This window comes from Aurantiacibacter hainanensis (assembly GCF_036321025.1).
GTDB lineage: Bacteria > Pseudomonadota > Alphaproteobacteria > Sphingomonadales > Sphingomonadaceae > Alteraurantiacibacter > Alteraurantiacibacter hainanensis.
In genome coordinates this window covers 552,226-572,831 of the sequence record NZ_JAZAPB010000001.1, presented here as the reverse complement: position 1 = coordinate 572,831, position 20,606 = coordinate 552,226, and the positions used below count along the sequence as shown (strand labels likewise).

18 protein-coding genes and 1 tRNA gene are annotated in these 20,606 nt (G+C 65.1%); 10 read left to right on the top strand and 9 right to left on the bottom strand.

All coding sequences use genetic code 11. The features are described from left to right. Positions 1–18 precede the first annotated feature (18 nt). The 3 genes from AAA989_RS02855 to AAA989_RS02845 are packed head-to-tail and all read right to left on the bottom strand — an operon-like array spanning position 19 to position 3,328. Positions 19–1,278, bottom strand: coding sequence for a mechanosensitive ion channel family protein (locus AAA989_RS02855; RefSeq protein ID WP_338241029.1), 1,260 nt, complete (start codon positions 1,276–1,278; stop codon positions 19–21). Beyond that, entirely contained in the window at positions 1,275–2,492 is a 1,218-nt protein-coding gene (metC, locus tag AAA989_RS02850) for a cystathionine beta-lyase (protein WP_338241028.1), read from the bottom strand. The genes AAA989_RS02855 and metC overlap by 4 nt, the downstream gene beginning before the upstream one ends. Continuing rightward, the gene (locus AAA989_RS02845) at positions 2,489–3,328 is read right to left on the bottom strand and encodes a sulfurtransferase (RefSeq protein ID WP_338241027.1); all 840 of its coding nucleotides are present in this window, start codon (positions 3,326–3,328) and stop codon (positions 2,489–2,491) included. The genes metC and AAA989_RS02845 overlap by 4 nt, the downstream gene beginning before the upstream one ends. Before the next feature lie 96 nt (positions 3,329–3,424). Here AAA989_RS02845 and queF point away from each other — a divergent pair, with 96 nt between their 5' ends. Further along, a complete protein-coding gene (gene queF, locus AAA989_RS02840; RefSeq protein WP_338241026.1) occupies positions 3,425–3,883 on the top strand; it encodes a preQ(1) synthase in 459 nt (152 codons plus the stop codon). Between the two features lie 85 nt (positions 3,884–3,968). Next, the gene (locus AAA989_RS02835; RefSeq protein ID WP_338241025.1) at positions 3,969–5,273 is read left to right on the top strand and encodes a UDP-glucose dehydrogenase family protein; all 1,305 of its coding nucleotides are present in this window, start codon (positions 3,969–3,971) and stop codon (positions 5,271–5,273) included. 24 nt (positions 5,274–5,297) lie between these two features. Here the strand turns inward: AAA989_RS02835 and AAA989_RS02830 are convergent. Continuing rightward, positions 5,298–5,373, bottom strand: a tRNA-Thr gene (locus AAA989_RS02830). A 120-nt stretch (positions 5,374–5,493) separates the two neighbouring features. Here AAA989_RS02830 and AAA989_RS02825 point away from each other — a divergent pair. Then, entirely contained in the window at positions 5,494–5,862 is a 369-nt protein-coding gene (locus tag AAA989_RS02825) for a TM2 domain-containing protein (RefSeq protein WP_338241024.1), read from the top strand. Between the two features lie 9 nt (positions 5,863–5,871). Here the strand turns inward: AAA989_RS02825 and AAA989_RS02820 are convergent, their stop codons facing one another. Together AAA989_RS02820 and AAA989_RS02815 are read right to left on the bottom strand one after the other, a co-directional pair. Next, positions 5,872–6,735, bottom strand: coding sequence for a hypothetical protein (locus AAA989_RS02820; RefSeq protein WP_338241022.1), 864 nt, complete (start codon positions 6,733–6,735; stop codon positions 5,872–5,874). Beyond that, complete coding sequence (locus AAA989_RS02815; RefSeq protein ID WP_338241021.1) at positions 6,732–8,045, bottom strand: replication-associated recombination protein A; 1,314 nt, start codon at positions 8,043–8,045, stop codon at positions 6,732–6,734. The genes AAA989_RS02820 and AAA989_RS02815 overlap by 4 nt, the downstream gene beginning before the upstream one ends. A gap of 118 nt (positions 8,046–8,163) precedes the next feature. Between AAA989_RS02815 and AAA989_RS02810 the strand changes: the two genes are divergently transcribed. After that, positions 8,164–9,087, top strand: a complete 924-nt coding sequence (locus tag AAA989_RS02810; RefSeq protein ID WP_338241020.1) for a PadR family transcriptional regulator — start codon at positions 8,164–8,166, stop codon at positions 9,085–9,087. Between the two features lie 67 nt (positions 9,088–9,154). Next, a complete protein-coding gene (locus AAA989_RS02805; protein ID WP_338241019.1) occupies positions 9,155–9,592 on the top strand; it encodes a hypothetical protein in 438 nt (145 codons plus the stop codon). On the opposite strand, the gene AAA989_RS02800 is transcribed toward AAA989_RS02805, so the two are convergent. Continuing rightward, on the bottom strand, positions 9,584–10,750 hold the full coding sequence (locus AAA989_RS02800; RefSeq protein ID WP_338241018.1) for a glycosyltransferase family 4 protein: 1,167 nt from the start codon (positions 10,748–10,750) through the stop codon (positions 9,584–9,586). The genes AAA989_RS02805 and AAA989_RS02800 overlap by 9 nt on opposite strands. Positions 10,751–10,926: 176 nt before the next feature. Between AAA989_RS02800 and AAA989_RS02795 the strand changes: the two genes are divergently transcribed. Both AAA989_RS02795 and AAA989_RS02790 read left to right on the top strand, forming a co-directional pair. Further along, positions 10,927–11,679: a hypothetical protein gene (locus AAA989_RS02795; RefSeq protein WP_338241017.1), complete on the top strand. Its 753-nt coding sequence runs from the start codon at positions 10,927–10,929 to the stop codon at positions 11,677–11,679. Beyond that, a complete protein-coding gene (locus tag AAA989_RS02790; RefSeq protein ID WP_338241016.1) occupies positions 11,676–12,065 on the top strand; it encodes a hypothetical protein in 390 nt (129 codons plus the stop codon). The genes AAA989_RS02795 and AAA989_RS02790 overlap by 4 nt, the downstream gene beginning before the upstream one ends. Positions 12,066–12,089: 24 nt before the next feature. Here AAA989_RS02790 and typA read toward each other — a convergent pair whose 3' ends face one another. Further along, positions 12,090–13,934: a translational GTPase TypA gene (typA, locus tag AAA989_RS02785; RefSeq protein ID WP_338241014.1), complete on the bottom strand. Its 1,845-nt coding sequence runs from the start codon at positions 13,932–13,934 to the stop codon at positions 12,090–12,092. 301 nt (positions 13,935–14,235) lie between these two features. On the opposite strand from typA, the gene AAA989_RS02780 reads away from it, so the two are divergent. The 3 genes from AAA989_RS02780 (at position 14,236) to AAA989_RS02770 (ending at position 18,099) form a co-directional block, all read left to right on the top strand. Next, positions 14,236–16,968 carry a TonB-dependent receptor gene (locus tag AAA989_RS02780; RefSeq protein WP_338241013.1) on the top strand — a complete coding sequence of 911 codons (2,733 nt, stop codon included), beginning with the start codon at positions 14,236–14,238 and terminating at the stop codon, positions 16,966–16,968. A gap of 133 nt (positions 16,969–17,101) precedes the next feature. Next, positions 17,102–17,575 (top strand): RDD family protein, encoded by a 474-nt coding sequence (locus AAA989_RS02775; protein WP_338241012.1) that lies wholly within the window; start codon positions 17,102–17,104, stop codon positions 17,573–17,575. Positions 17,576–17,601: 26 nt separating this feature from the next. Beyond that, positions 17,602–18,099 carry a DUF805 domain-containing protein gene (locus AAA989_RS02770; protein ID WP_338241011.1) on the top strand — a complete coding sequence of 166 codons (498 nt, stop codon included), beginning with the start codon at positions 17,602–17,604 and terminating at the stop codon, positions 18,097–18,099. Here the strand turns inward: AAA989_RS02770 and AAA989_RS02765 are convergent. Beyond that, complete coding sequence (locus AAA989_RS02765; protein ID WP_338241010.1) at positions 18,096–20,603, bottom strand: ABC transporter permease; 2,508 nt, start codon at positions 20,601–20,603, stop codon at positions 18,096–18,098. The two genes, AAA989_RS02770 and AAA989_RS02765, sit on opposite strands and share 4 nt — an antisense overlap. Positions 20,604–20,606 lie beyond the last annotated feature (3 nt).

The window sequence follows — 20,606 nt, the reverse complement described above, 5'->3', positions numbered from 1 at the left end:
CAGTCCGGTCGGACTGGATCAGCTTTTGGTGGAATTGTTTTCCAGCCGCTGGCTGATTGCCGCGACCAGCTGATCGAATTGTGCGTTCGTGCGCAAGTTCAGATCGCGCTGCGGATAGGGGATCTCGATGTCGTTTTCGCGGAAAAGCTGCCAGATGCGGCCGTAGACGTCGGACCGGATGTTCGCGAGACCGCCTTCGGGGTCGGTGATCCAGAACCGCACCTCGAAATCCACCGAACTGTCGCCAAAGGCCATGATGTTGACGCGCGCCTTGGGCGTCTTGAGGATGCGCGGGGTCTCCTCCACCGCCTTGTAGAGCAGCTCCGTCACCAGATCGAGATCGCTGTTGTAGGATACGCCTACCGGTGCCTTCACCCGCACGTCGCGCGAGCTGTAGGACCAGTTCACCACCTGGTTGATCATCAGGTTCTCGTTGGGAATGAGGTATTCCGTCTGGTCGCGCGTCACCACCGAGATCGCGCGGATGCCGATCTTGCGGATCTGGCCAAAACCTTCGTTTCCTGCTGAATCGGCTACGGAAATCACGTCGCCGGGCTTGATCGACTTGTCCATCAGCAGGATGATCCCCGCGATCAGGTTACCGAAGGTCTTCTGCAGGCCGAAACCGATGGCGAGGCCAAAGGCGCCGGAGAACACGGCCAGCGCGGTCAGGTCGATGCCCAGCAGGTCGATCCCGATCAGGAAGGCCAGCGCCCATACGACGATCGTCGAAATCTTCTCCGTCAGCAAACGCTGCGAACCGTCGAGCTGTGTGATCCGGCGAAGCGCGAAGCGGATCAGCCGGGTGATGCCCCAGGCGAGCAGGATCACCAGCAGGATGACCCCCATCAGCACGAAGGCATCCCACATCGAGAACCGTATGGAGCCGATCTCCACCGCGGCGGCATCCAGCGTACTGACGATTCCGCCAGCCGTTTCGCTGCGTTCGGTCACCGCATCCCGCAGATCTTCGGCGGTGGTAATGGCGGTGACGCTATCCGCTTCCGCGGTGGGCGTGGGGGCGGGGGCCGGATCGGGAATGGCCAGCAGGGGCTCTCCCGTTTCGGGATCGATGATCGGTTCGCCCGTCTCCGGGTCCAGCACCGGCACCGCCTCGCTGGGCGAGGGGATGCCCATCAGGGGCTCACCCGTTTCGGGATTGATCAGCGGCTCCCCCGTTTCGGGATCGCGAAGCGTCACGGCCTCCGGCGTTGCAGAGGGTTGGGAAGCGGGCTGAGCCGCGGTGGCGGAATCCGGTAGACTGGCTGATCCGCTCATGTCGCTCCCATCGCATCGAGGCCCTGGGCGAGATCGCCAATCAGGTCTTCCGCGTCTTCTAACCCGATGGAAAGCCTTACGCCAAGCCCGCTGCCTTCATCGATTTCCGGTGGCCACGGGCGAAGCGTGTGGACCGGCGCGGGATCGAAGGGGATGGCAAGGCTTTCGAAACCGCCCCAGCTGAAGCCGATGCCGAACAGTTCCAGGCTGTCTATCAGCCTGGCTCGCGCGCTCTTGTCGGCACCTTCGGCCACAACGAAGCTGAACAGCCCGCACCCGCCGGAAAAATCGCGCACCCAGAGGTCGTGTCCCGGGGCACCCGGCAGCATCGGGCACAGCACCGCTGAAACTTCCGGCCGGCTGGATAGCCACCGGGCAAGTTCAAGCGCCGTCTCGGTGGAGCGTTGCAGGCGCAGCGGCATGGTCCGCAATCCGCGCAGGGCGAGGGCGGCATCGTCGGGCGAAACCACCTGTCCCATCATCTGCGCCTGTCTGCGAATGCGGGCGAGCACGGGCCTGGCGGCGGCGGCGCTGCCCATCATGACGTCGGAATGGCCCCCGACGTGCTTGGTAAGGCTCATCACCGAAACGTCGCAGCCATGGTAAAGGGCGGGAAATCCCAGCGGCGTCGCCCAGGTGTTGTCGAGGACGGACAGCACGCCCCTGTCCCGCGCGATGGCGGCAAGCGCAGGGATATCGCTCACCTCCAGCGTCAGGCTGCCGGGGCTTTCGAGCATTACCGCCTTCGTGCTTTCGCCGATCATGTCCGCCAGGCTATCGGGGTCCAGCGGATCGAATGGCCGCGCGGTGATGTCGAACTCCTTGAGCATGGCAAGCGCGATGTTTCGCGTTGGCTCATAGACGTTGTCGGTCACCAGCAACTCGTCCCCGGGTCGCAGCAATGCCAGAAGTGTGCAGGCGATGGCGGCGACGCCGCTGGGGAACAGTTCGGTGCCGTCCGCTCCCGGCTCCAGCTCGGTCAGGGCATCGGCGAGAGCCCACTGCGTGGGGCCGCCGCGACGCCCGTAGTAGAAATGACCGTCCTCGTTGGGGCGTCCCTTGGCCAGGTCCCCGGTGTCTTCGTAAAGGTGCGTGCTGGCACGCCATACCGGCGGATTCACCACGCTGCCCGGCTGGCCGGCAACGCTCGTCCATTCGGGCTTTCGACCGGCCTCCACGGCGCGGGTAGACGGCTTGCGGGGCTTGTCGCTCATGCGCCGGTTTCCTTGGGCGTGTGCGGATCGGCACCCCATTCGCTCCAGCTGCCGTCGTAGAGCGCGCCGTGCTGGTGACCCAGCAGGTGGTGCGCGAACAGCACGACCGATGCGGTTACCCCGCTGCCGCAACTGGCCACCAGGGGCCGGGCGGGATCGATGTCGGCCTTCGCGAATGCCTCCGCCAGTTCGGACGGGGAGCGGAACGTCGTGTGCTCGCGCAAGAGGTCGCCGAAGAACAGGTTGCGAGCGCCCGGAATGTGGCCTCCGGGCAGGTTGTGGATGGTGTCCGGCGTTTCTCCGGTGAAACGACCGGCATCGCGCGCGTCCACCGTCTGCTCCATGCCGGTTTCGCAATTGGCCAGCATCGCCGCCTTGTCGCGCACGGTGCCGGTGCCACCTGTCGCGCGGAACTGCGAGCGGGACGGTTTCGGGTGACCGGCCTCGGTCTCGCGCCCTTCTTCGACCCATTTCTGCAGACCGCCGTCCAGCACGGCGAAATTGTCCACCCCGAACAGTCGGAAGATGAACCAGGCCCGCGCCGAGGTGCGCATGGCGCTGTTGTCGTAGAGCACCACGCGGTTGCCCGTCTCGACGCCTAGCGCGGAAAGCCGCTCCTCGAACTGCACGCGGGTGGGCAATGCGGCGGGCACCGCGCTGTCGGGATCGACCAGGGTCTTGAGATCGAGGAAGCGCGCGCCGGGAATGTGCGCCTGGGCAAATTCTGCTTCCGCATCGCGTCCGGCATTGGGAAGATGGGCGGAGGCATCGAGGACGACGAGGTCATCGGCATCCAGCCTTTCGGCAAGCCACTGCGTCGATACGAGGGATTTCATCCCGTGGGGCCTAACCGCTTCCAGAGTGATCGTAAATGGCACACCTGGTGCGCCAGCCGCTTGCGCGGCGCGGCGATGCAGGCCATTTGGGCGCGCATGAGCGACGACACTTCCCCGCTGCATCTGGGCCAGCAAAGCGCGCTTCCCGCATCGCCCGAGGAGGCGGTGCTGGACTACGTGCCCAATCCGCGCGCCGGACAGCTGTACCTGGTGCGCTTCGCCGCGCCCGAATTCACGTCGCTGTGCCCGGTGACGGGCCAGCCCGATTTCGCGCACCTCGTGATCGATTATGCGCCCGGCGAAACCATCGTGGAAAGCAAGAGCCTGAAGCTGTTCCTGGGCAGTTTCCGCAACCATTGCGGGTTTCACGAGGACGTTACAGTCGGCATCGGCAAGCGCCTGTTCGACGAGATGCAGCCGCGCTGGCTGCGGATCGGCGGCTACTGGTATCCGCGCGGCGGAATTCCCATCGACGTATTCTGGCAGAGCGATGCCCCGCCCGGGGGCCTGTGGGTCCCGGACCAGGGCGTGGCGTCCTATCGCGGGCGCGGGTAGCCATGTTTTGCCGTTCTTTCCGTCGCTTGCCGGGCTCAAGCCTGTTGCCTAGGACTGCTGCAACCAATCTGAGGACCAATTTCCTATGCGTATCGTGATGATCGGGACAGGCTATGTGGGCCTGGTTTCAGGGGCCTGCTTCGCCGATTTCGGGCATGAGGTGATCTGCGTCGACAAGGACCAGTCGAAGATCGACGCCCTGCTGAACGGGGAGATCCCGATCTTCGAGCCGGGACTGGACGAACTGGTTGCGAAGAACGTCGAGGCCGGCCGGCTGTCCTTCACGCTCGACCTGAAAGAGGCGCTGCCCAGGACCGACGCCGTGTTCATCGCGGTGGGCACGCCCAGCCGGCGCGGCGATGGCCATGCGGACCTGTCCTACGTCTACGCCGCCGCGCGCGAGATGGCGCCGCTGCTTCCGGATGGCGTGGTGGTCGTCGACAAGTCGACCGTCCCGGTGGGCACGGGCGACGAGGTGGAACGCATCATCCGCGAGGAAGCGCCCGATCTCCAGTTCTCCGTCGCCTCCAACCCCGAATTCCTGCGCGAAGGCGCCGCGATCGACGACTTCAAGCGGCCGGACCGCGTGGTGATCGGCGTGAACGACCAGCACGCCGAAACCGTGCTCTGCGAAGTCTATCGTCCGCTTACGCGCAATGAATCCCCGCTCATCAGCATGAGCCGGCGCGGCGCGGAACTGACCAAGTATGCCGCCAATGCCTTCCTCGCCACCAAGATCGGCTTCATCAACGAAGTCGCCGACCTGTGCGAGAAAGTGGGCGCGGACGTTCGCGACGTGGCGAAGGGCATCGGCCTCGACAGCCGCATCGGCAACCGCTTCCTTCAGCCCGGCCCCGGTTACGGCGGCAGCTGCTTCCCGAAGGATACCCTGGCGCTGCTCAAGACCGGCCAGGATTACGAAAGTCCCCTGCGGATCGTCGAAAGCGTGGTCGCCAGCAACGACCAGCGCAAGCGCGGCATGGGCCGCAAGGTCATCAATGTCCTAGGCGGCGGCGACCAGCACGGCAAGACCGTCGCGGTTCTCGGCCTGACCTTCAAGGCCAACACCGACGACATGCGCGACAGCCCGGCGATCAGCGTCGTGCAGACGTTGCAGGACGCGGGCATCAGGGTGAAGGCCTACGATCCCGAAGGCATGGAGCAGGCGAAGAAGGTGATCGACAACGTCACCTATTGCGACGGACCCTACGATACCATCGAGGGTGCCGATGCCGTGGTTATCGTGACCGAGTGGGACACGTTCCGTGCTCTCGACCTCGACCGCGTGAAGAGCCTGCTGAAGAACCCGCTGCTGGTGGACCTGCGCAACCTGTACAGCCGCAGCGACGTCGAGCGACACGGGTTCACCTACGTCGCCGTCGGACGGTGACGGCAGGAGCGTGATCTGAGGGGGTGGTGCCGGCTAGAGGAGTCGAACCCCTGACCTGATGATTACAAATCAACTGCTCTACCAACTGAGCTAAGCCGGCGCGCATGCTAATGCGGGTGGCCCCTTTGGTCCAATACGCGCCAGAAATCCAGAGGAAGATTCGGGTTGCTTCGTCAGTCCGATGTGCTTCAATCCGCATGGGACGAATCTGGAGCGAACAATGGATTCCCGCACCCGCGAGCAGTTGATTTTCGAGGCGCATCGCAAGTCCACCGGTGCCACATACCTGCTGTGGTTCTTCTTCGGCTTCTTTGGCGCGCACCGCTTCTATCTCGGTCGCACGGGCTCGGGAATCGCGCAACTGGTGCTGTCGCTGACCATCGTGGGCCTGATCCCGATGGCCTTCTGGTGGCTGATCGATGCCTTCCTGATCCCCGAAATGGTTCGGGACGAGAACATGAAGACGATCCGGAATATCGAGGCCGGACGACAGCCCGGCGACAAGAGCAAGCTCTCGTCGCCGCCACCGATCCAGCCGCAAAAGCTGGACCCGCGCGTGGAGGAAATCCGCGAACTGCGGCGCCGCTAATCCGGTGACCTAGGGAACGCCGAAGGTCCAGCCTTCCGTCGCCGCAAGCCGCGGGGTCAGCAACCGGGGGGTCCAGAGCGCCGGCTCGTTTGCCACGCGCCTCAGCCAGGCCGCCGTCACCAACGCATCGCTGGCGTGATCGTCGATCGGGCCGCTGCCGGATACGGGCGGGCTGCCCAGTGCCGCCAGGGCGTCATTGAGATCATCGTAGCTGCGCATCTTTGCCCGGGATGCCGCGCGTCCTGCGGCAATGGCTGCAAGCGCGGTGTAGATCTCCACGATCACCGGCCCGCTGGCGGGGAGCGGATCCACGGGCCAGACGGGAACCTGGCCGCGAAGGGCATGAAGCATGCGCATGCCCGTGAGGCTGGATTTGCCCACCTGCGCCGCGCCGACCAGGTTGAAGTTCGAATAGGGTTTGCAGCCCCGCTTCGCCTGTTCGATCTCCGTCACCCGGAAACGCCCGCGACCCCCGCCGAACATGTCGCCCTCGCGTCCGCCGTGGCGACGAAAATAGCGGCTGGCCTGCGGATGATCGACGAAAGTGGATGCGGCAAGGTGCGGATCGTCCGAGCTGATCCGCTCGATCATCGCCCACAGGGCCCTGGCGTCGGGCGGGCTGGCATCCCAGCCGGGAAAGAAGGCTCCCCTGTCGGCGAAGGGCAGCGAAATGCCAAGGTCGAGGCCCACCAGCGTATCGCCGGACAGGCCATCTCGCAGCAGGTCGGTAACTGCCTGCCGCGACCAGCCGCCTTCCGGCACGCTGAGAAGGGGCGGGCCCTCCTGCCCGGCAAGGGCGACGGCGATCCCGCGATGCCGCTCTCCCACCGCGCCCGACCAGTCTATGGCGCAGAACTCCGTAAATCGCCTCAAGAGCGTTCGGCCCTCAGCTTGTCCCAGTATTCGAGGCGTTTCCTGATCTCGCGCTCGAACCCGCGCTCGACCGGCTCGTAATAGCGCTGCGGCTCCATCTCCTCGGGCCAGTAATCGTCGCCCGAGAAGCCTTCCTCCGCATTGTGATCGTAGGTGTAGCCCTTGCCGTATCCCGCGTCCTTCATCAGCTTGGTCGGCGCGTTGACGATATTCATCGGCGGCATCAGGCTGCCTGTCTCCCTGGCGCTGCGGAAGGCCGCCTTCTGCGCCTTGTAGACGGCGTTCGATTTGGGTGCGGTGGCGAGGTAGAGGCAGGCCTGCACGAGCGCCAGTTCGCCTTCGGGGCTTCCCAGGAACTGGTAGGCATCCTTGGCCGCCATGCACTGGGTCAGCGCCTGCGGATCGGCAAGGCCGATATCCTCCACCGCCATGCGGACCAGCCGCCGGGCCACGAACAGCGGCTCCTCGCCCGCCACCAGCATGCGCGCCATGTAGTACAGCGCGGCTTGCGGGTCGGACCCGCGCACTGCCTTGTGAAGCGCGGAGATGAGGTTGTAGTGCCCCTCGCGATCCTTGTCGTACACGGCGACGCGGCGCTGCAGGAACTGGCCCAGCGCTGCCGGATCGAGCGGTTTTTCGATATTGGCCGCGTAAAGCGTTTCCGCCTGGTTGAGCAGGAAGCGACCGTCGCCATCGGCAGACGCGATCAGCGCCTCGCGCGCTTCGTCGGTCAGGGGCAGGGGGCCTTCGAGTTCCTCGGCCCTGTCCAGCAGCTTGGCCAGGGCTTCCGCGTCCAGTCTGCGCAGGATGAGCACCTGCGCGCGGCTGAGAAGGGCGGCATTGAGCTCGAAGCTGGGATTCTCGGTGGTCGCCCCTACCAGGGTGACGATGCCGCGCTCCACGAACGGCAGGAAGCCATCCTGCTGGGCGCGGTTGAAGCGATGGATCTCGTCAACGAACAGCAGCGTGCGCTGGCCAGCCTTCTGCGCCTGCTCGGCAGCGGCAAAGGCCTTCTTCAGGTCCGCGACCCCGGAAAATACCGCGCTCACCGCCTCGTATCGCATGCCCACCTCGTCGGCGAGCAGGCGCGCGATGCTGGTCTTTCCCGTTCCCGGCGGCCCCCACAGGATCGCGCTGGAAAGGCGGCCGGCCGCCACCATGCGTCCGATCGCGCCTTCGGGGCCGGTCAGGTGTTCCTGCCCGATCACCTCTGCCAGGCTGCGCGGTCGCAGGCGATCGGCGAGCGGGGCGTCCGCGTTCACCTGTTCGGGCGTGCTTTGCGGCATCTCGTCGGCAAAAAGATCGGCCATGCCGCCTATGTAGCGCCTCGTCCGGGCGGCGACAGGGCACAGGGAGAAATTTTTCGGCGCATCTTGTTACGATAGGTCTAAGATATATCTTAAGAGCGGGACGACCTGGAGAGACACGATGAACAAGGATAGGAGAAAGCCGGGAAAGCCGCGCAGGACTGACGCGCGGGGGAGCTCGCGGCGCAGTTCGAAGGCGCGGGAGGAAATCGTCGAGCCCGAGGATATCGAACCCGTCGACGATGAAGAGGCTGATGAGCGCAAGGGCGAGCCCGAAGACGAGAATTTCGACGTCGAGATCGAGGTAGAGATCGCCGGCAACGACGATGACTTCGATGACGATAGCGATCGCGGCCCGCGTCGCTATCGCCGGCGCGAATATCGCGGCAACGATATCTTCGGTCCCGGTGGGCCCTTCGGCGCGGACGGACCCTTCGGTCCGGGCGGGCCTTTCGGTCCTGGCGGCCCGTTCGGCGCCGGCGGACCCTTCGGCAAGAAAGGCATGTTCGGCCCCGGCGGCCTGTTCGCCAAGAGCGGGCAGCATCGCGGCGGACGTGACGAGGCAGGCCGCGAAGGCCCGCGCCGTCGCCGTCTGTTCGGCCCCGGCGAACTGCGCCTTGTGCTGCTGGCCATGCTGGCCGAGGAACCGCGCCACGGCTACGAACTGATCAAGGCGCTGGAGGACATGACCGCCGGCGCCTATTCGCCCAGCCCCGGCACGATCTATCCGACACTGCAGATGCTCGCCGACGAAGGCGCAATCGCCGAGAAGGACAGCGACGATGCCAAGAAGCTGTTCCAGGCGACGAAGGCAGGTCTTGCCGAACTGGAGGATCGCAAGGACGAGCTCGAGGACCTGTGGGCGCGGCTTGGCCGCAAGCGCGAGAAGGCGCGGCCCAAGGGGTCTTCGGAACTTTTCCGCGCCATGGGCAACCTTGGCACCGTGCTGAAGAACAAGGCTGCCAGCGGCGCTCTGAAGGACATGGACAAGGACCAGGTCGTCGATCTGATCGACGAACTGGCGCGCAAGATCGAGCGTCTATAACTAGGTTAACGTAATTCCCTGTTGCGGCCGGTCGTGTTAGGATCGGTTGCAACAGGGAGGTTGACATATGGCCATCATGGAACGTCCCGCCACGCCGTGGCACCTGTGGGTGATCGGCATCCTGGCGCTGTTGTGGAACGGGTTCGGCGCTTACGATTACCTCATGACGCAGACGCGCAACGAGGCATACATGTCTGCCTTCACGCCCGAGCAGCTCGAATATTTCTACAGCTTTCCGCTGTGGATGGAGGTGTTCTGGGCTCTCGGCGTGTGGTCCGCATTTCTCGGCGCCATCCTGCTGGTGCTGCGCAGCCAGTACGCCTTTCTCGCCCTCGCGCTGGGCCTGCTGGGGCTGGTGGGATCCTCGATCTACCAGTTCACCAATCCGGCACCGGCCGGCGTATTGGACGGGACGGGCCTGATCATGACCGTGGTCATCTGGATCAGCCAGATTCTGCTGGCGGTCTATGCCTACGTGATGATGCGCAGGGGCGTGCTACGCTGAGCGCCTGGCGTCCGCGCGGCGCGCTTCGATCAGGCGCAGGTAGGTATCGGCCACGGCGCCGTTGATCGTATCCCAGTCGTAGGCATCGGCGCGCCTCGCGCCCGCTTCGCCATGGGCGCGGCGCAGGGCCGGATCTGCGGCATAGCCGGCCAGCCGTGAAGAATAGGCGGCGATGTCGCGCGGGGGAACGAGGTATCCCGTCTCCCCGTCCTCCACCAGGCTGGATGCGCCCGTGGCATCGGCCGCGACCACCGGCACGCCGCAGGCCATCGCCTCCAATGTGACGTTGCCGAAGGTCTCGGTAACCGACGGGTTCAGCAGCACGTCCATGCTGGCGACGGCGCGGCCCAGGTCCTCGCCCTGCTGGAAGCCGACGAATTTCGCTTCGGGCACCTTCTCCGCGAAGAAATCCTTCGCCGGTCCTTCACCGATCACGATGACCTGGTGCGGAATCTCGCGCTCGCGCAGGTCCACCATGGTTTCGGCAAAGATGTCGATGCCCTTCTCCAGCACAAGCCGCCCCAGGAAGCCGACGGCCATGTCGTCGTCGGCGATGCCCAGCGAGCGCCGCCAGGCCATGTCGCGCCGCTCGGGATTGAAAATATGTCGGTCGACCCCGCGCGACCAGGTTCCGATATCGCTGTGCATGCCCTGTTCGCGCAGTTCCGCGATCATGCTGGCAGACGGGGCCACAATGGCATCGCAGCGATGATAGAACCGGCGCAGCAGGGCGACGAAAACCGGTTCCACGAAGCCGAAGCCGTAGTAGCGCGGGTAGGTCTCGAACCGGGTGTGCACGCTGGCGAGCGCCGGCTTGTCGTGCGCGCGCGCCCAGGTCAGCGCGCGGTGACCGGCCACATCGGGGCTGGAAATGTGAACGATGTGCGGATCGAACTCGGCAAGGTTCGCCTTGATCGTGCTGCCAAGACCGGTGGAGAACTGGTATTCGCCGCGACCGGGAATGGGCACGGACGGCAGGCTCACCAGTTCGCCCGCCGGTTCGAACGCGGGCGTATCGGTGGTGGGGGAATAGACGCGCACGTCCGCTCCCTGCCGCAGCAGGAAATCCACCAGCCGGTTCAGGGCCTGGTTCGCGCCGTCGCGGACGTAATTGTAGTTGCCGCTGAACAGCGCCACGCGAAGATCGCTCAATTCCATCGCGACGCCTTTAGGCGAGGCTTTGCCGATTGGCGAGGGGTTGGGTGGCCAGGCGGCGAACTTGGCGCACGGCACAGCGCCTTGCATCCGGTTTCGGGCAACAGTCATCGCCCGGCGCGTGATCGGAACGCGCCAGCGGTTGCCCGCGTTCGGGGGCTATGGGCAAGGGTGAGATTATGATCGGGGAGACCGCGATTACCGCGGCGATGGTCGCGGGCTTCGTGGCCATCCACGTTTTCGTCAATCGCCTGCATTTCCTCGACGTGACGCCGCGCAGCCGCTGGCTTTCCTTCGCCGGCGGCGTCGCGGTGGCCTATGTCTTCCTGCACGTTCTTCCCGATATATCCGCGCACCAGCGCGAATTCGTCGAGGAGCTGGACCTGTCCGCACTGGCGGCCGAAAGCGCGGTCTATTCGCTGACACTGGCGGGACTGGCGGTGTTCTACGGGCTGGAGCGCATGGTGAAAGTCAGCCGTGCGAAGAATGCCGAAGCGGGGGGAGGGGACCGGCCCGGAAACGGGGCGCTCTACCTGCATCTCGTCACCTACGGCATGTTCAATGCGCTGATCGGCTATCTCCTGCTGCATCGGGAGGAAGCCGGCGGCTGGTCGCTGGCGCTCTATTTCGTCGCGATGGGTTTGCACTTCTTCACCGCCGATTTCGGCATGCGGCAGGATCATAGGGAAGCCTACGACGGCATGGGCCGCTGGGTCATCAGCGCCGCCGTTATCGCCGGCTGGGTCGCTGGCCTGGCGGTGGACCTGTCGCCGGTACTGATCGGGTTCCTGTTCGCCTTCCTGGCGGGCGGCATCATCCTGAACGTGCTGAAGGAGGAACTGCCCGAGGAACGGCAGAGCTTCTTCCTGCCATTCCTGTTCGGCGCGCTGCTCTACGCCGGACTGATCCTGGCGGAAAGGCACTGGGCATGACGTTCCGCCGACTCAGTGTCTTTCTCCTGCTGCTGCCGGCAGTGCTCGCCGCCTGTTCCCCCTCCGAGCCCGATGCCCAAGAGGGGAATGAGACCGCCGTGATGCAGTCGCACGTCATCCCGGTCGACTATCGGGGGCGCTGGGGCGAAACCGCCGCTGCCTGCCTCACCGCGAATACCCGGCGCTACGAAATCGCGGCGACCCGCATCGACCGGCCCGATTTCGGGGGCGAGGTCGAGCAGGTGACGCTGCGCGACGGGGTCGCCGTGGTGCAGCTGGAAGCGCAAGGCGCGCAGACGGCGTTCCGCATGGCGTTGCAGGACGAGAACACCATGCGCGCCAGCTATGACGCGCGCGGTGCCTTCACCCTGCATCGCTGCCGCTGAGCCGCCCGCAGGCGACCGCGGGAATCAGGCCGCTTCGGCGGACTGCCGCTTGGCGCGCTTGCGCTCGTGCGGGTCGAGGTGAAGCTTGCGCAGGCGGATGTTCTCGGGCGTGACTTCCACGATCTCGTCGTCGCCGATGTAGGCGATGGCCTGCTCCAGCGTCATGCGGCGCGGCGGAGTGAGGCGGATGCCCTCGTCCTTGCCGCTGGCGCGGAAGTTCGTCAGCTGCTTCGACTTCAGCGGATTGACCTCGAGATCTTCCGGCTTCGCGTTCTCGCCGATTATCATGCCTTCGTAGAGCTTCTCGCCCGGCGAGACGAACAGGACGCCGCGTTCCTCGATGGTGTTCAGCGCGTAGGCCATGGCCTCGCCCTGTTCCATCGAGATCAGCACGCCGTTCTGGCGCCCGGCGATCTTGCCCTTGTAGGGACCATAGCTGTCGAACAGGCGGTTCATGATGCCCGTGCCGCGCGTGTCGGAGAGGAATTCGCCGTGATAGCCGATCAGGCCGCGGCTCGGGGCGATGAAGGTGAGACGCGTCTTGCCACCGCCGCTCGGGCGCATTTCGGTCATCTCGGCCTTGCGCTGCGACATCTTCTCGACGACCGTGCCGGAGAACTCGTCGTCGACGTCGATCACGACTGTTTCATAGGGCTCCATGCGCTGCCCGTTTTCCTCGCGATAGAGCACGCGCGGGCGGCTGATGGAAAGCTCGAAGCCCTCGCGGCGCATCGTCTCGATCAGCACGCCCAGCTGCAATTCGCCGCGCCCGGCGACTTCGAAGGCATCCTTGCCGGCGCTTTCGGTCACGCGGATGGCGACGTTGCCTTCGGCTTCGCGCTCCAGCCGCTCGCGGATCACGCGGCTCTGCACCTTGTCGCCCTCGCGGCCCGCATAGGGGCTGTCATTGACGGCAAAGGTCATGGAGAGGGTGGGCGGATCGATCGGCTGCGCGTGTATCGGAGTGCTCACGTGCGGCGCGGCCAGCGTGTTGGAAACGGTGGCATCGGTAAGCCCGGCGATGGCCACGATATCGCCCGCCTTGGCGTGCAGCACGGGCTCGCGCTCCAGGCCGTTATAGGCAAAGACCTTGGTCGCGCGGCCGGTTTCGACAACCTTGCCGTTCACGTCCAGCGCCTTGATCGGCATGCCCACTTCCAGGCGGCCGCTTTCGATGCGGCCGGTCAGGATACGGCCCAGGAAGGCGTCACGATCCAGCAGGGTGGCGAGCATGGCGAAATCGCCGTCGGGATCGAGATCGGGCGCGGGCACGTGGCTTACGATCAGTTCGAACAGCGGCGTCAGGCTGCCTTCACGGGCATCGATGTCCTCGCTCGCATAGCCGGAACGGCCAGAGGCGTAGAGGACGGGGAAGTCCAGCTGTTCGTCGTTGGCATCAAGGTTCACGAACAGGTCGAACACCTCGTCCAGCACTTCGGAAGCGCGGGCGTCCTGACGGTCGATCTTGTTGACGACGACGATGGGCTTGAGACCCAGGCCCAGCGCCTTGCCGGTGACGAACTTCGTCTGCGGCATCGGGCCTTCGGCGGCGTCCACCAGAAGGATCACGCCGTCCACCATGGACAGGATGCGTTCCACCTCGGCGCCGAAGTCGGCGTGGCCGGGAGTGTCGACGATGTTGATGTGATAGTTCTGCTGCGCCCCTTCCGGCGCCCATTCCACGCTGGTGGGCTTGGCGAGAATCGTGATTCCGCGTTCCTGCTCCAGTTCGTTGGAATCCATCGCCCGTTCCTCGACGCGCTGGTTATCGCGGAAGGTGCCGGACTGACGGAAGAGCTGGTCGACAAGAGTGGTCTTGCCATGGTCGACGTGGGCGATGATCGCCACGTTGCGAAGGGGGGCGGACATGATGTGTGTTTCCTGGATTACGGCGGGCGGCATATGCTGCACCTGCGAACTCGCGCGCCGATAGCCGATGCGCGCCCGCGCCGCAAGTCGCGACGGGCCGAGTTGGTTAACGTATACGTTAGACCCCTCCATGTTGCGCGAATGTAACAGAGGCGGTTTCTTCCGTAATCGGTTGGTAAACTCCCGATTGTCTGGCGCTTTTCCGGCGGGTATTGGTGAACCGCCTAAAAGAGGTCGCTTGAAGCCAGGTCGATACCCCAGAAAGGGGGCGCAGGGCTTCGAGGGAGAGATGGAGAATTCAATGACCAGCAAGACCGCCGGCATCGCCGGTTTTTCGCGCAAGTGCCTGTGCGGTGCCGCCGCCATTGCCCTGCTCGCACCTGCCGCCGCCTATGCGCAGGACGAAGCCGAAGCGGGCCAGGATATCTATCCCGAGGAAGCAGGCGAGGAAAGCAACCAGGGCAACAGCATCGTCGTGACCGCGACGAAGCGTGAGCAGACCCTGCAGGAAGTACCTGTCGCGGTTTCCGTGACCAGCGGCGAGACGCTGGAACGCGACCAGATCCGTGACATCCGCGACCTGCAGACCGTCGTGCCCTCGCTCACCGTCGGCCAGCGCCAGTCCTCGGCCAACACCGGCTTCTTCATCCGCGGCTTCGGCAACGGTGCCAACAACGCCGGTATCGAGCCTTCGGTCGGCGTGTTCATCGACGGCGTCTATCGCAGCCGCACCGCCAGCTCCATCTCCGACCTGCCCAACGTGCAGCGCATCGAGGTTCTGCGCGGCCCTCAGTCGACCCTGTTCGGCAAGAATGCGTCCGCGGGCGTGATCTCGGTCACCACCGAGGAGCCGCAGTTCGACTTCGGCGGCAGTGCAGAGCTCACCTACGGCAACTACGATGCCTTCGTGGCGCGCGCCTACACCACTGGCCCGCTGTCCGAGAATGTCGCGGTCAGCATCGGTGGTGGCCTGAACAGCCGTGACGGTTTCTTCGACGACCTTGGCACCGGAAGCGAAGCCAACAATCGCGATCGCTGGTATGCCCGCGGTCAGGTGCTGATCGACAACGGCACCAATTTCAGTCTCCGCATAATTGGCGATATCGACGATATCGACGAGATCTGCTGCGGCGTCGTCAACGTGCAGAGCGGCCCGGCCACGGCCGCCGTTATCGGCGTTGGCGGACAGGTGACGGACCCGAACGATCCGTTCGCCGACGTCATCTTCAACAATTTCGATTCCACCAACAAGATCCGCAACTACGGCGTTTCGGGCCAGGCCGACTGGGAAATTGGGGACTTCACGCTCACCTCGATCACCGCCAGCCGCACGACGGAGGCCGTTACCTTCCAGGATTCGGACTTCTCCAGTGCCGACCTGATCTACCCGAACTCGCAGGACCTGGAGATCGACACCTTCACCCAGGAATTCCGCATCGCCGGTTCCATCACGGATGCCATCGACGTGCTGCTGGGCGTGTTCTACATCAACGAGGACGTCGATCAGGCGAATCAGCTTCTCTACGGAGAGGACTTCCGCAACTACGCCAACCTGCTGGTGGCCAGCCAGTCGGGCGGGGCCTTCACCCTGTTCCCCAGCCCGGTGGCACCTGGTGCCACGCCGCTGGAACAGGTGTTCAGCGCCAGCTTCGGCCAGAACTTCGTCGGCCAGTTCTTCCAGGAAGGGCAGGGCTTCACCGAAGACTACACCCTCGCATCCGAGGCCTACTCGATCTTCGGGCAGATTGATTTTGAGCTCGTCGACGGTCTGGTCCTGACGCTCGGCGGCAACTACACCGATGACAGCAAGACCTTCACCCAGAACGCGGTGTCGACCGACATCTTCTCGTCGATCGATTTCGACGCGCCGCAGCTGGCTCCTTTCCGGCAGCAGGTGCTGTTCCAGGGCGCCCTGGCGCAGGGTGTCGGCAATGCGCTGATGCTGGGTCGCATGGCGACCGCTGCAGAGATCGGTGCCTTCGCCGCAGCCAACATGGCCGCCTTCGGCCAGATCCAGGCCGGGGCACAGCAATTCGCCGCAGCCAACGTCAACAACCCGCTGGCGAACCCGCTGAATCCGCTCCGCGCGCTGCAGTTCCTGCCGCCGTTCCTGGGCGTTCCCAACGAGGTGGAAGACGGCGAGATCAGCGACGACAACTTCAGCTACACCGCGCGTCTTGCCTACGACATCACGCCCGACGTGAACATCTACGCAAGCTATGCGACGGGCTTCAAGGCCAGCTCGGTGAACCTGTCTCGCGATGCCCGCCCGTCTCCGACGGACCGCGCGGCGATCATCGCTGCCGGGCTCGACCTGCCCAACCTGACCTTCGGCTCGCGCTTCGCCGGGCCTGAGAAATCGAAGGTGATGGAAGTCGGCATCAAGGCCAACTTCGACTTCTTCAGCGCCAACCTGACGGTGTTCGACCAGGAGATCGAGGGCTTCCAGTCCAACATCTTCACCGGTTCGGGCTTCGTGCTGGCCAACGCCGGCAGCCAGTCGACCTGGGGCGTGGAGCTGGAAAGCACGTTCTTCCCCACCCCCGACCTGACGCTGAACGCCGCGGTGACCTATCTCGACCCGACCTTCGACAGCTTCGAGCAGTCGGCGCAGGGCGATATCTCGGGCACGCGTCCGTCGGGCATCCCGGAATGGACCGTGATCGTCGGTGCGCAGTACGAAGCCGATCTTGGCAACGGCCTGCTGATCCCGCGCGTGAACTACTTCTGGTCCTCCGAAACGCAACTGGTGGAAGGCCTTCCCGCCTTCGCCGTGCGGGGACCGGACGGTACGATCGTGAACGGTCAGCCGGCGATCGAGGCAGGCCTGCCGTTCACTTCGCAGATCGACAACCTTACCGCCTCGCTCACCTACGAGAGCGAAGCCGGTTACTCGATCTCCGTGTGGGGCCGGAACCTCACCGACGACCGCAACCTGGGAACGGTGTTCGATACCCCGGCCCAGCCGCGCAGCGTCTCGGGCTACCCGAACGATCCGCGCACCTACGGCATTACCGGCCGTTTCCGCTGGTAAGTCGCAGGACGACGAGAGCTACGGAAAGGGGGCCCTTCGCGGCCCCCTTTTTCATTCGAGCACCTTGCGCTCGCAGTGAAACTATGATCGTTTCCTAATCACATGCGGGCAGACTGAAGGGGCAGGGTTTCACATGTTTTATGCAGGGTTCTGGATCAGGGTTGCGGCCTATCTGATCGACATAATCGTCCTGGGAATTTCGATCACGGTCTTGCAGACGCTGACCGGCATTGATTTCGGCGTCGATCTTGACGCTGCGCTGGCCCCCACTGGCGTAGAACCCGAAGGCGCGAGCCCGCTGGGCAGCCTGCTGAATTTCATCATCGGCATTGCTTATTTCGCCGGACTGGAAAGCTCCTCCTGGCAGGCAACGGTTGGCAAGAAGGTGCTTGGCTTGGTGGTCGTCGACGATGGCGGAAACAGGATCAGCTTCCTGCGTGGCGTAGGGCGATATCTCGCGAAGATCCTTTCCGCGCTGATCCTGCTGATCGGCTACATCATGGTCGCCTTCACTGCGAAAAAGCAGGGCCTGCACGACATGCTGGCCAGCACCCTCGTCATCAAGGGGAAGCCGGGCGAACACGCGACGGCAGGCGTTTTCGAATAGTCGCGTCCGCAAGTCAGGGGGCAGGGATGGGCAAATCGCCGCTTCAATGGATGATCGAGCCTTTGCGCCGCTACGCGGATTTCCGCGGACGAGCGGGGCGGGCAGAGTTCTGGTGGTGGACGCTGGGCTACTTCGCCCTCGCCATCGGGCTGATGCTCGTCATGTTCTCCGGCTTTCCCTGGCAGATAATGTTCGGCGACAATATCGACCCGTCGACGCTGGATGCAGAGCCCTTCGCCGGGATGGGCGCCGCTTTCTGGCTCGGCGCAGTTTTCTACCTGATATTCGTGCTGGGAACACTGGTGCCGAACCTGGCGGTTACCGTGCGTCGCCTGCATGACCGGGGGATGTCCGGCTGGTGGTATGCCGGGGTGCTGATCCTGAATTTCGTGCCCGTGTTGAACATGATCTCGTTCTTCGGGTTCATCGGCATCCTCGTGATCTGCGCGCTTCCGGGGCAGGAGGGGCCGAACCGCTGGGGGCCCGATCCCAAGGATCCGGCCCACGCCTCGGTTTTCACCTAGAGCGAGCGGAGCGTCTGCGCCGGGCGGGCGCGCAGCAGGGGCAGCGAGGCGCCCAGCGCGAAGGCGAGGACCAGCACCAGTCCTCCACCCAGCACGGCGATGATTTCCGTCCAGTCGGGCAGCCAGTCGAATTCGAACATCTGCACGATGACGAGCCACGCGATCCCGCTGCCCATCGCCAGCGCCACCACCGCCAGCACGGCGGCGAGCAGACCGAATTCGGCGAACTGCAGGACCAGCAACTGACGGCGGCTGGCGCCCAGCACGCGCAGGATCACGGTGTCGTAGATGCGCGCCGCGCGCGCGGCGGCAATCGCCCCCAGCAGCACCGCGATGCCCGCCAGCACTGCGACAGAGGCGGCGGCCAGGATGGCGAGGCTCACCTGATCGAGAATGGTGCGCGCTTCGGCCAGGATCGGCCCGACCTCGATCACGCTTGAGCTGGGGAAGGCCGACACCAGCGTGCGCAGCAAACCGCTCGCCTGGGTGCCCTCGGGCAGTTCGATGGTGGCGGCGAGGTTGTGCGGAGCACTGTCGAACGTGTTGGCGGAAAATACCCAGACGTAGTTGAAGCCCAGGCTTTCCCAGTCGATGCGGCGGGTGTTGGCGACGCGCGCGGTGAAATCGACGCCAAGCACGTTCACCGTGATCATGTCGCCGATGGCGATGCCTGCCGCGGTGGCCAGTTCCTCGTCAACGGAGACGAGGGGTTCGCCCGAATATCCTTCATCCCACCAATCGCCATTGGTGAGGACATTGCCGCTCGGCACGGTATCGGAATAGGTCAGGCCGCGTTCGCCGCGAAGGCCCCAGGTCCCCTCGCGCTCTTCCATGTCGGCCACGCGCGTCATGTCCCCTTCCGGTCCGAAGGCGGTGATCGCGCCGCGCAGGGACGGCACCGTCTCGATGGATGCGTCAGGCGCGATGCCGGTGACGATGGAGCGGAATTCCTCCACTCCTTCGCGCGGCACGTCGAGCACGAAGTAGTCGGGCGCGCGCTCGGGCACGGAGCGCTGGATGTTGCCGTCCAGGCTCGACTGCACGCCTGCCAGCAGGACAAAGGCGGAGAGGCCGAAGCCCAGCGCCGTCACCAGCGATCCGGTGGCGGCTCCGGGGCGGTGGAGATTGGCAACGGCGGCTCGCACGATCGGATCGGACGGGCGCGGCATGCGCGAAGCCGCCCAGCGAATGGCCCGGCCCAGGAGGGCCAGGAAACCCAGGATCGCTGCGGCCCCGCCAAGGAACATGGCGGACAGCAGCGGATCGTTGGAACCGATCACTGCGAGCGCCACGATGCCTGCGATGCCGAGGCCGACGGGCAGCGCGGCGGCGCGCCATTGCTGCGCCAGCGGCGAAACCCGCGCGCGCATCAGGGCCATCGCCGGAAACTGCCGGGCGCGCACCAGCGGCGGTGCGGCGAACACCAGCGCGACAAGCAGGCCGAATGCCGCCGCGCGCAAAAGCGCCAGCGGATCGATCACGAACTCGGTCGTGACGGGCAGCAGGGAGCCGAGAGCGCCCGCGAGCAGCGGCGTCACCATCACGCCTACAGCCAGGCCCGCCGCCGCGCCAAGGCAGGCGGCGATGCCGATTTCCAGCGCATAGATGTGGCTGATGTCGCGCGAGGTTGCGCCCAGGATCTTCAGCGTCGCGATCGAATTGCGCCGCGCTTCAAGATAGGAATTCACGCCGCCGCCGATGCCGATGCCCGCGATCACCAGCGCGGCAAGCCCCACCAGCGTCAGGAATTCGCCCATGCGGCTGACAAAGCGATCCGCGCCGGGCGAAGCGCGGTTGCGCGTGCGGATGTCGAAGGGGCTTTCCGGAAAGGCTTCCTGCAGGGCCTCCGCCACCTCATCAGGGTCCTGGTTGCCGTCGAAGGCGATGCGGGTCTTGGTCTGGAACATGGCGCCGGGCGCCACGAGACCGGCAGCTTCGGGCAGGCCCAGCGGCACAATCACCGTCTGTCCCAGCGCAAAGCCTTCGGACAGGCGATCCGGCTCCTCCTCGATGATGCCGGCCACCATCACTTGCTCGGTGCCCAGCGTGAAGCTGTCGCCCGGCTCGACGTTCAGCCGTTCTGCCGCGCCCGGGGCCAGGAAGGCCTGCCCTTGGGGCGGCGCACCGAAGGTGGAGCCGCCTGCAAGCCGCAGCGTGCCGTACATCGGATAGTTGGGCGCGACCGCCTTCAGTTCCACGGGTACGGCGGCATCGGGCGTCGTGGCCATGGCCTGCAGGCGATAGCCGGGCGAGGTCGTGCCGTACTCTTCGAGGAAGGTCATTTCCTCTTCGCTGGGCATGCGCTGCCACAGCTCTATCTCCAGGTCGCCGCCCAGGATCGCCTGTCCCTGGCTATCCAGCTCGCCCTGTATGGCGGAAGTCAGGCTGCCGATCGCCGCCAGCGCGCCGACACCCAGAAACAGGCAGACGAGCAGCAGGCGCAGCCCGCGAAACCCGCTGGCCAGATCGCGCCGGGCGATGGTCCAGGCGGTGGCCCAGCCCATGCG

Bases quoted from the DNA above. Each gene is read 5' to 3' on its own strand.
- AAA989_RS02815 (WP_338241021.1), bottom strand. From the start codon at position 8,045: ATGGCCGATCTTTTTGCCGACGAGATGCCGCAAAGCACGCCCGAACAG.
- queF (WP_338241026.1), top strand. From the start codon at position 3,425: ATGAGCGACGACACTTCCCCGCTGCATCTGGGCCAGCAAAGCGCGCTT.
- AAA989_RS02790 (WP_338241016.1), top strand. From the start codon at position 11,676: ATGACGTTCCGCCGACTCAGTGTCTTTCTCCTGCTGCTGCCGGCAGTG.
- AAA989_RS02835 (WP_338241025.1), top strand. From the start codon at position 3,969: ATGCGTATCGTGATGATCGGGACAGGCTATGTGGGCCTGGTTTCAGGG.
- typA (WP_338241014.1), bottom strand. From the start codon at position 13,934: ATGTCCGCCCCCCTTCGCAACGTGGCGATCATCGCCCACGTCGACCAT.
- AAA989_RS02805 (WP_338241019.1), top strand. From the start codon at position 9,155: ATGGCCATCATGGAACGTCCCGCCACGCCGTGGCACCTGTGGGTGATC.
- AAA989_RS02800 (WP_338241018.1), bottom strand. From the start codon at position 10,750: ATGGAATTGAGCGATCTTCGCGTGGCGCTGTTCAGCGGCAACTACAAT.
- AAA989_RS02765 (WP_338241010.1), bottom strand. From the start codon at position 20,603: ATGGGCTGGGCCACCGCCTGGACCATCGCCCGGCGCGATCTGGCCAGC.
- AAA989_RS02775 (WP_338241012.1), top strand. From the start codon at position 17,102: ATGTTTTATGCAGGGTTCTGGATCAGGGTTGCGGCCTATCTGATCGAC.
- AAA989_RS02845 (WP_338241027.1), bottom strand. From the start codon at position 3,328: ATGAAATCCCTCGTATCGACGCAGTGGCTTGCCGAAAGGCTGGATGCC.
- AAA989_RS02780 (WP_338241013.1), top strand. From the start codon at position 14,236: ATGACCAGCAAGACCGCCGGCATCGCCGGTTTTTCGCGCAAGTGCCTG.
- AAA989_RS02795 (WP_338241017.1), top strand. From the start codon at position 10,927: ATGATCGGGGAGACCGCGATTACCGCGGCGATGGTCGCGGGCTTCGTG.
- AAA989_RS02855 (WP_338241029.1), bottom strand. From the start codon at position 1,278: ATGAGCGGATCAGCCAGTCTACCGGATTCCGCCACCGCGGCTCAGCCC.
- AAA989_RS02810 (WP_338241020.1), top strand. From the start codon at position 8,164: ATGAACAAGGATAGGAGAAAGCCGGGAAAGCCGCGCAGGACTGACGCG.
- AAA989_RS02770 (WP_338241011.1), top strand. From the start codon at position 17,602: ATGGGCAAATCGCCGCTTCAATGGATGATCGAGCCTTTGCGCCGCTAC.
- AAA989_RS02825 (WP_338241024.1), top strand. From the start codon at position 5,494: ATGGATTCCCGCACCCGCGAGCAGTTGATTTTCGAGGCGCATCGCAAG.
- metC (WP_338241028.1), bottom strand. From the start codon at position 2,492: ATGAGCGACAAGCCCCGCAAGCCGTCTACCCGCGCCGTGGAGGCCGGT.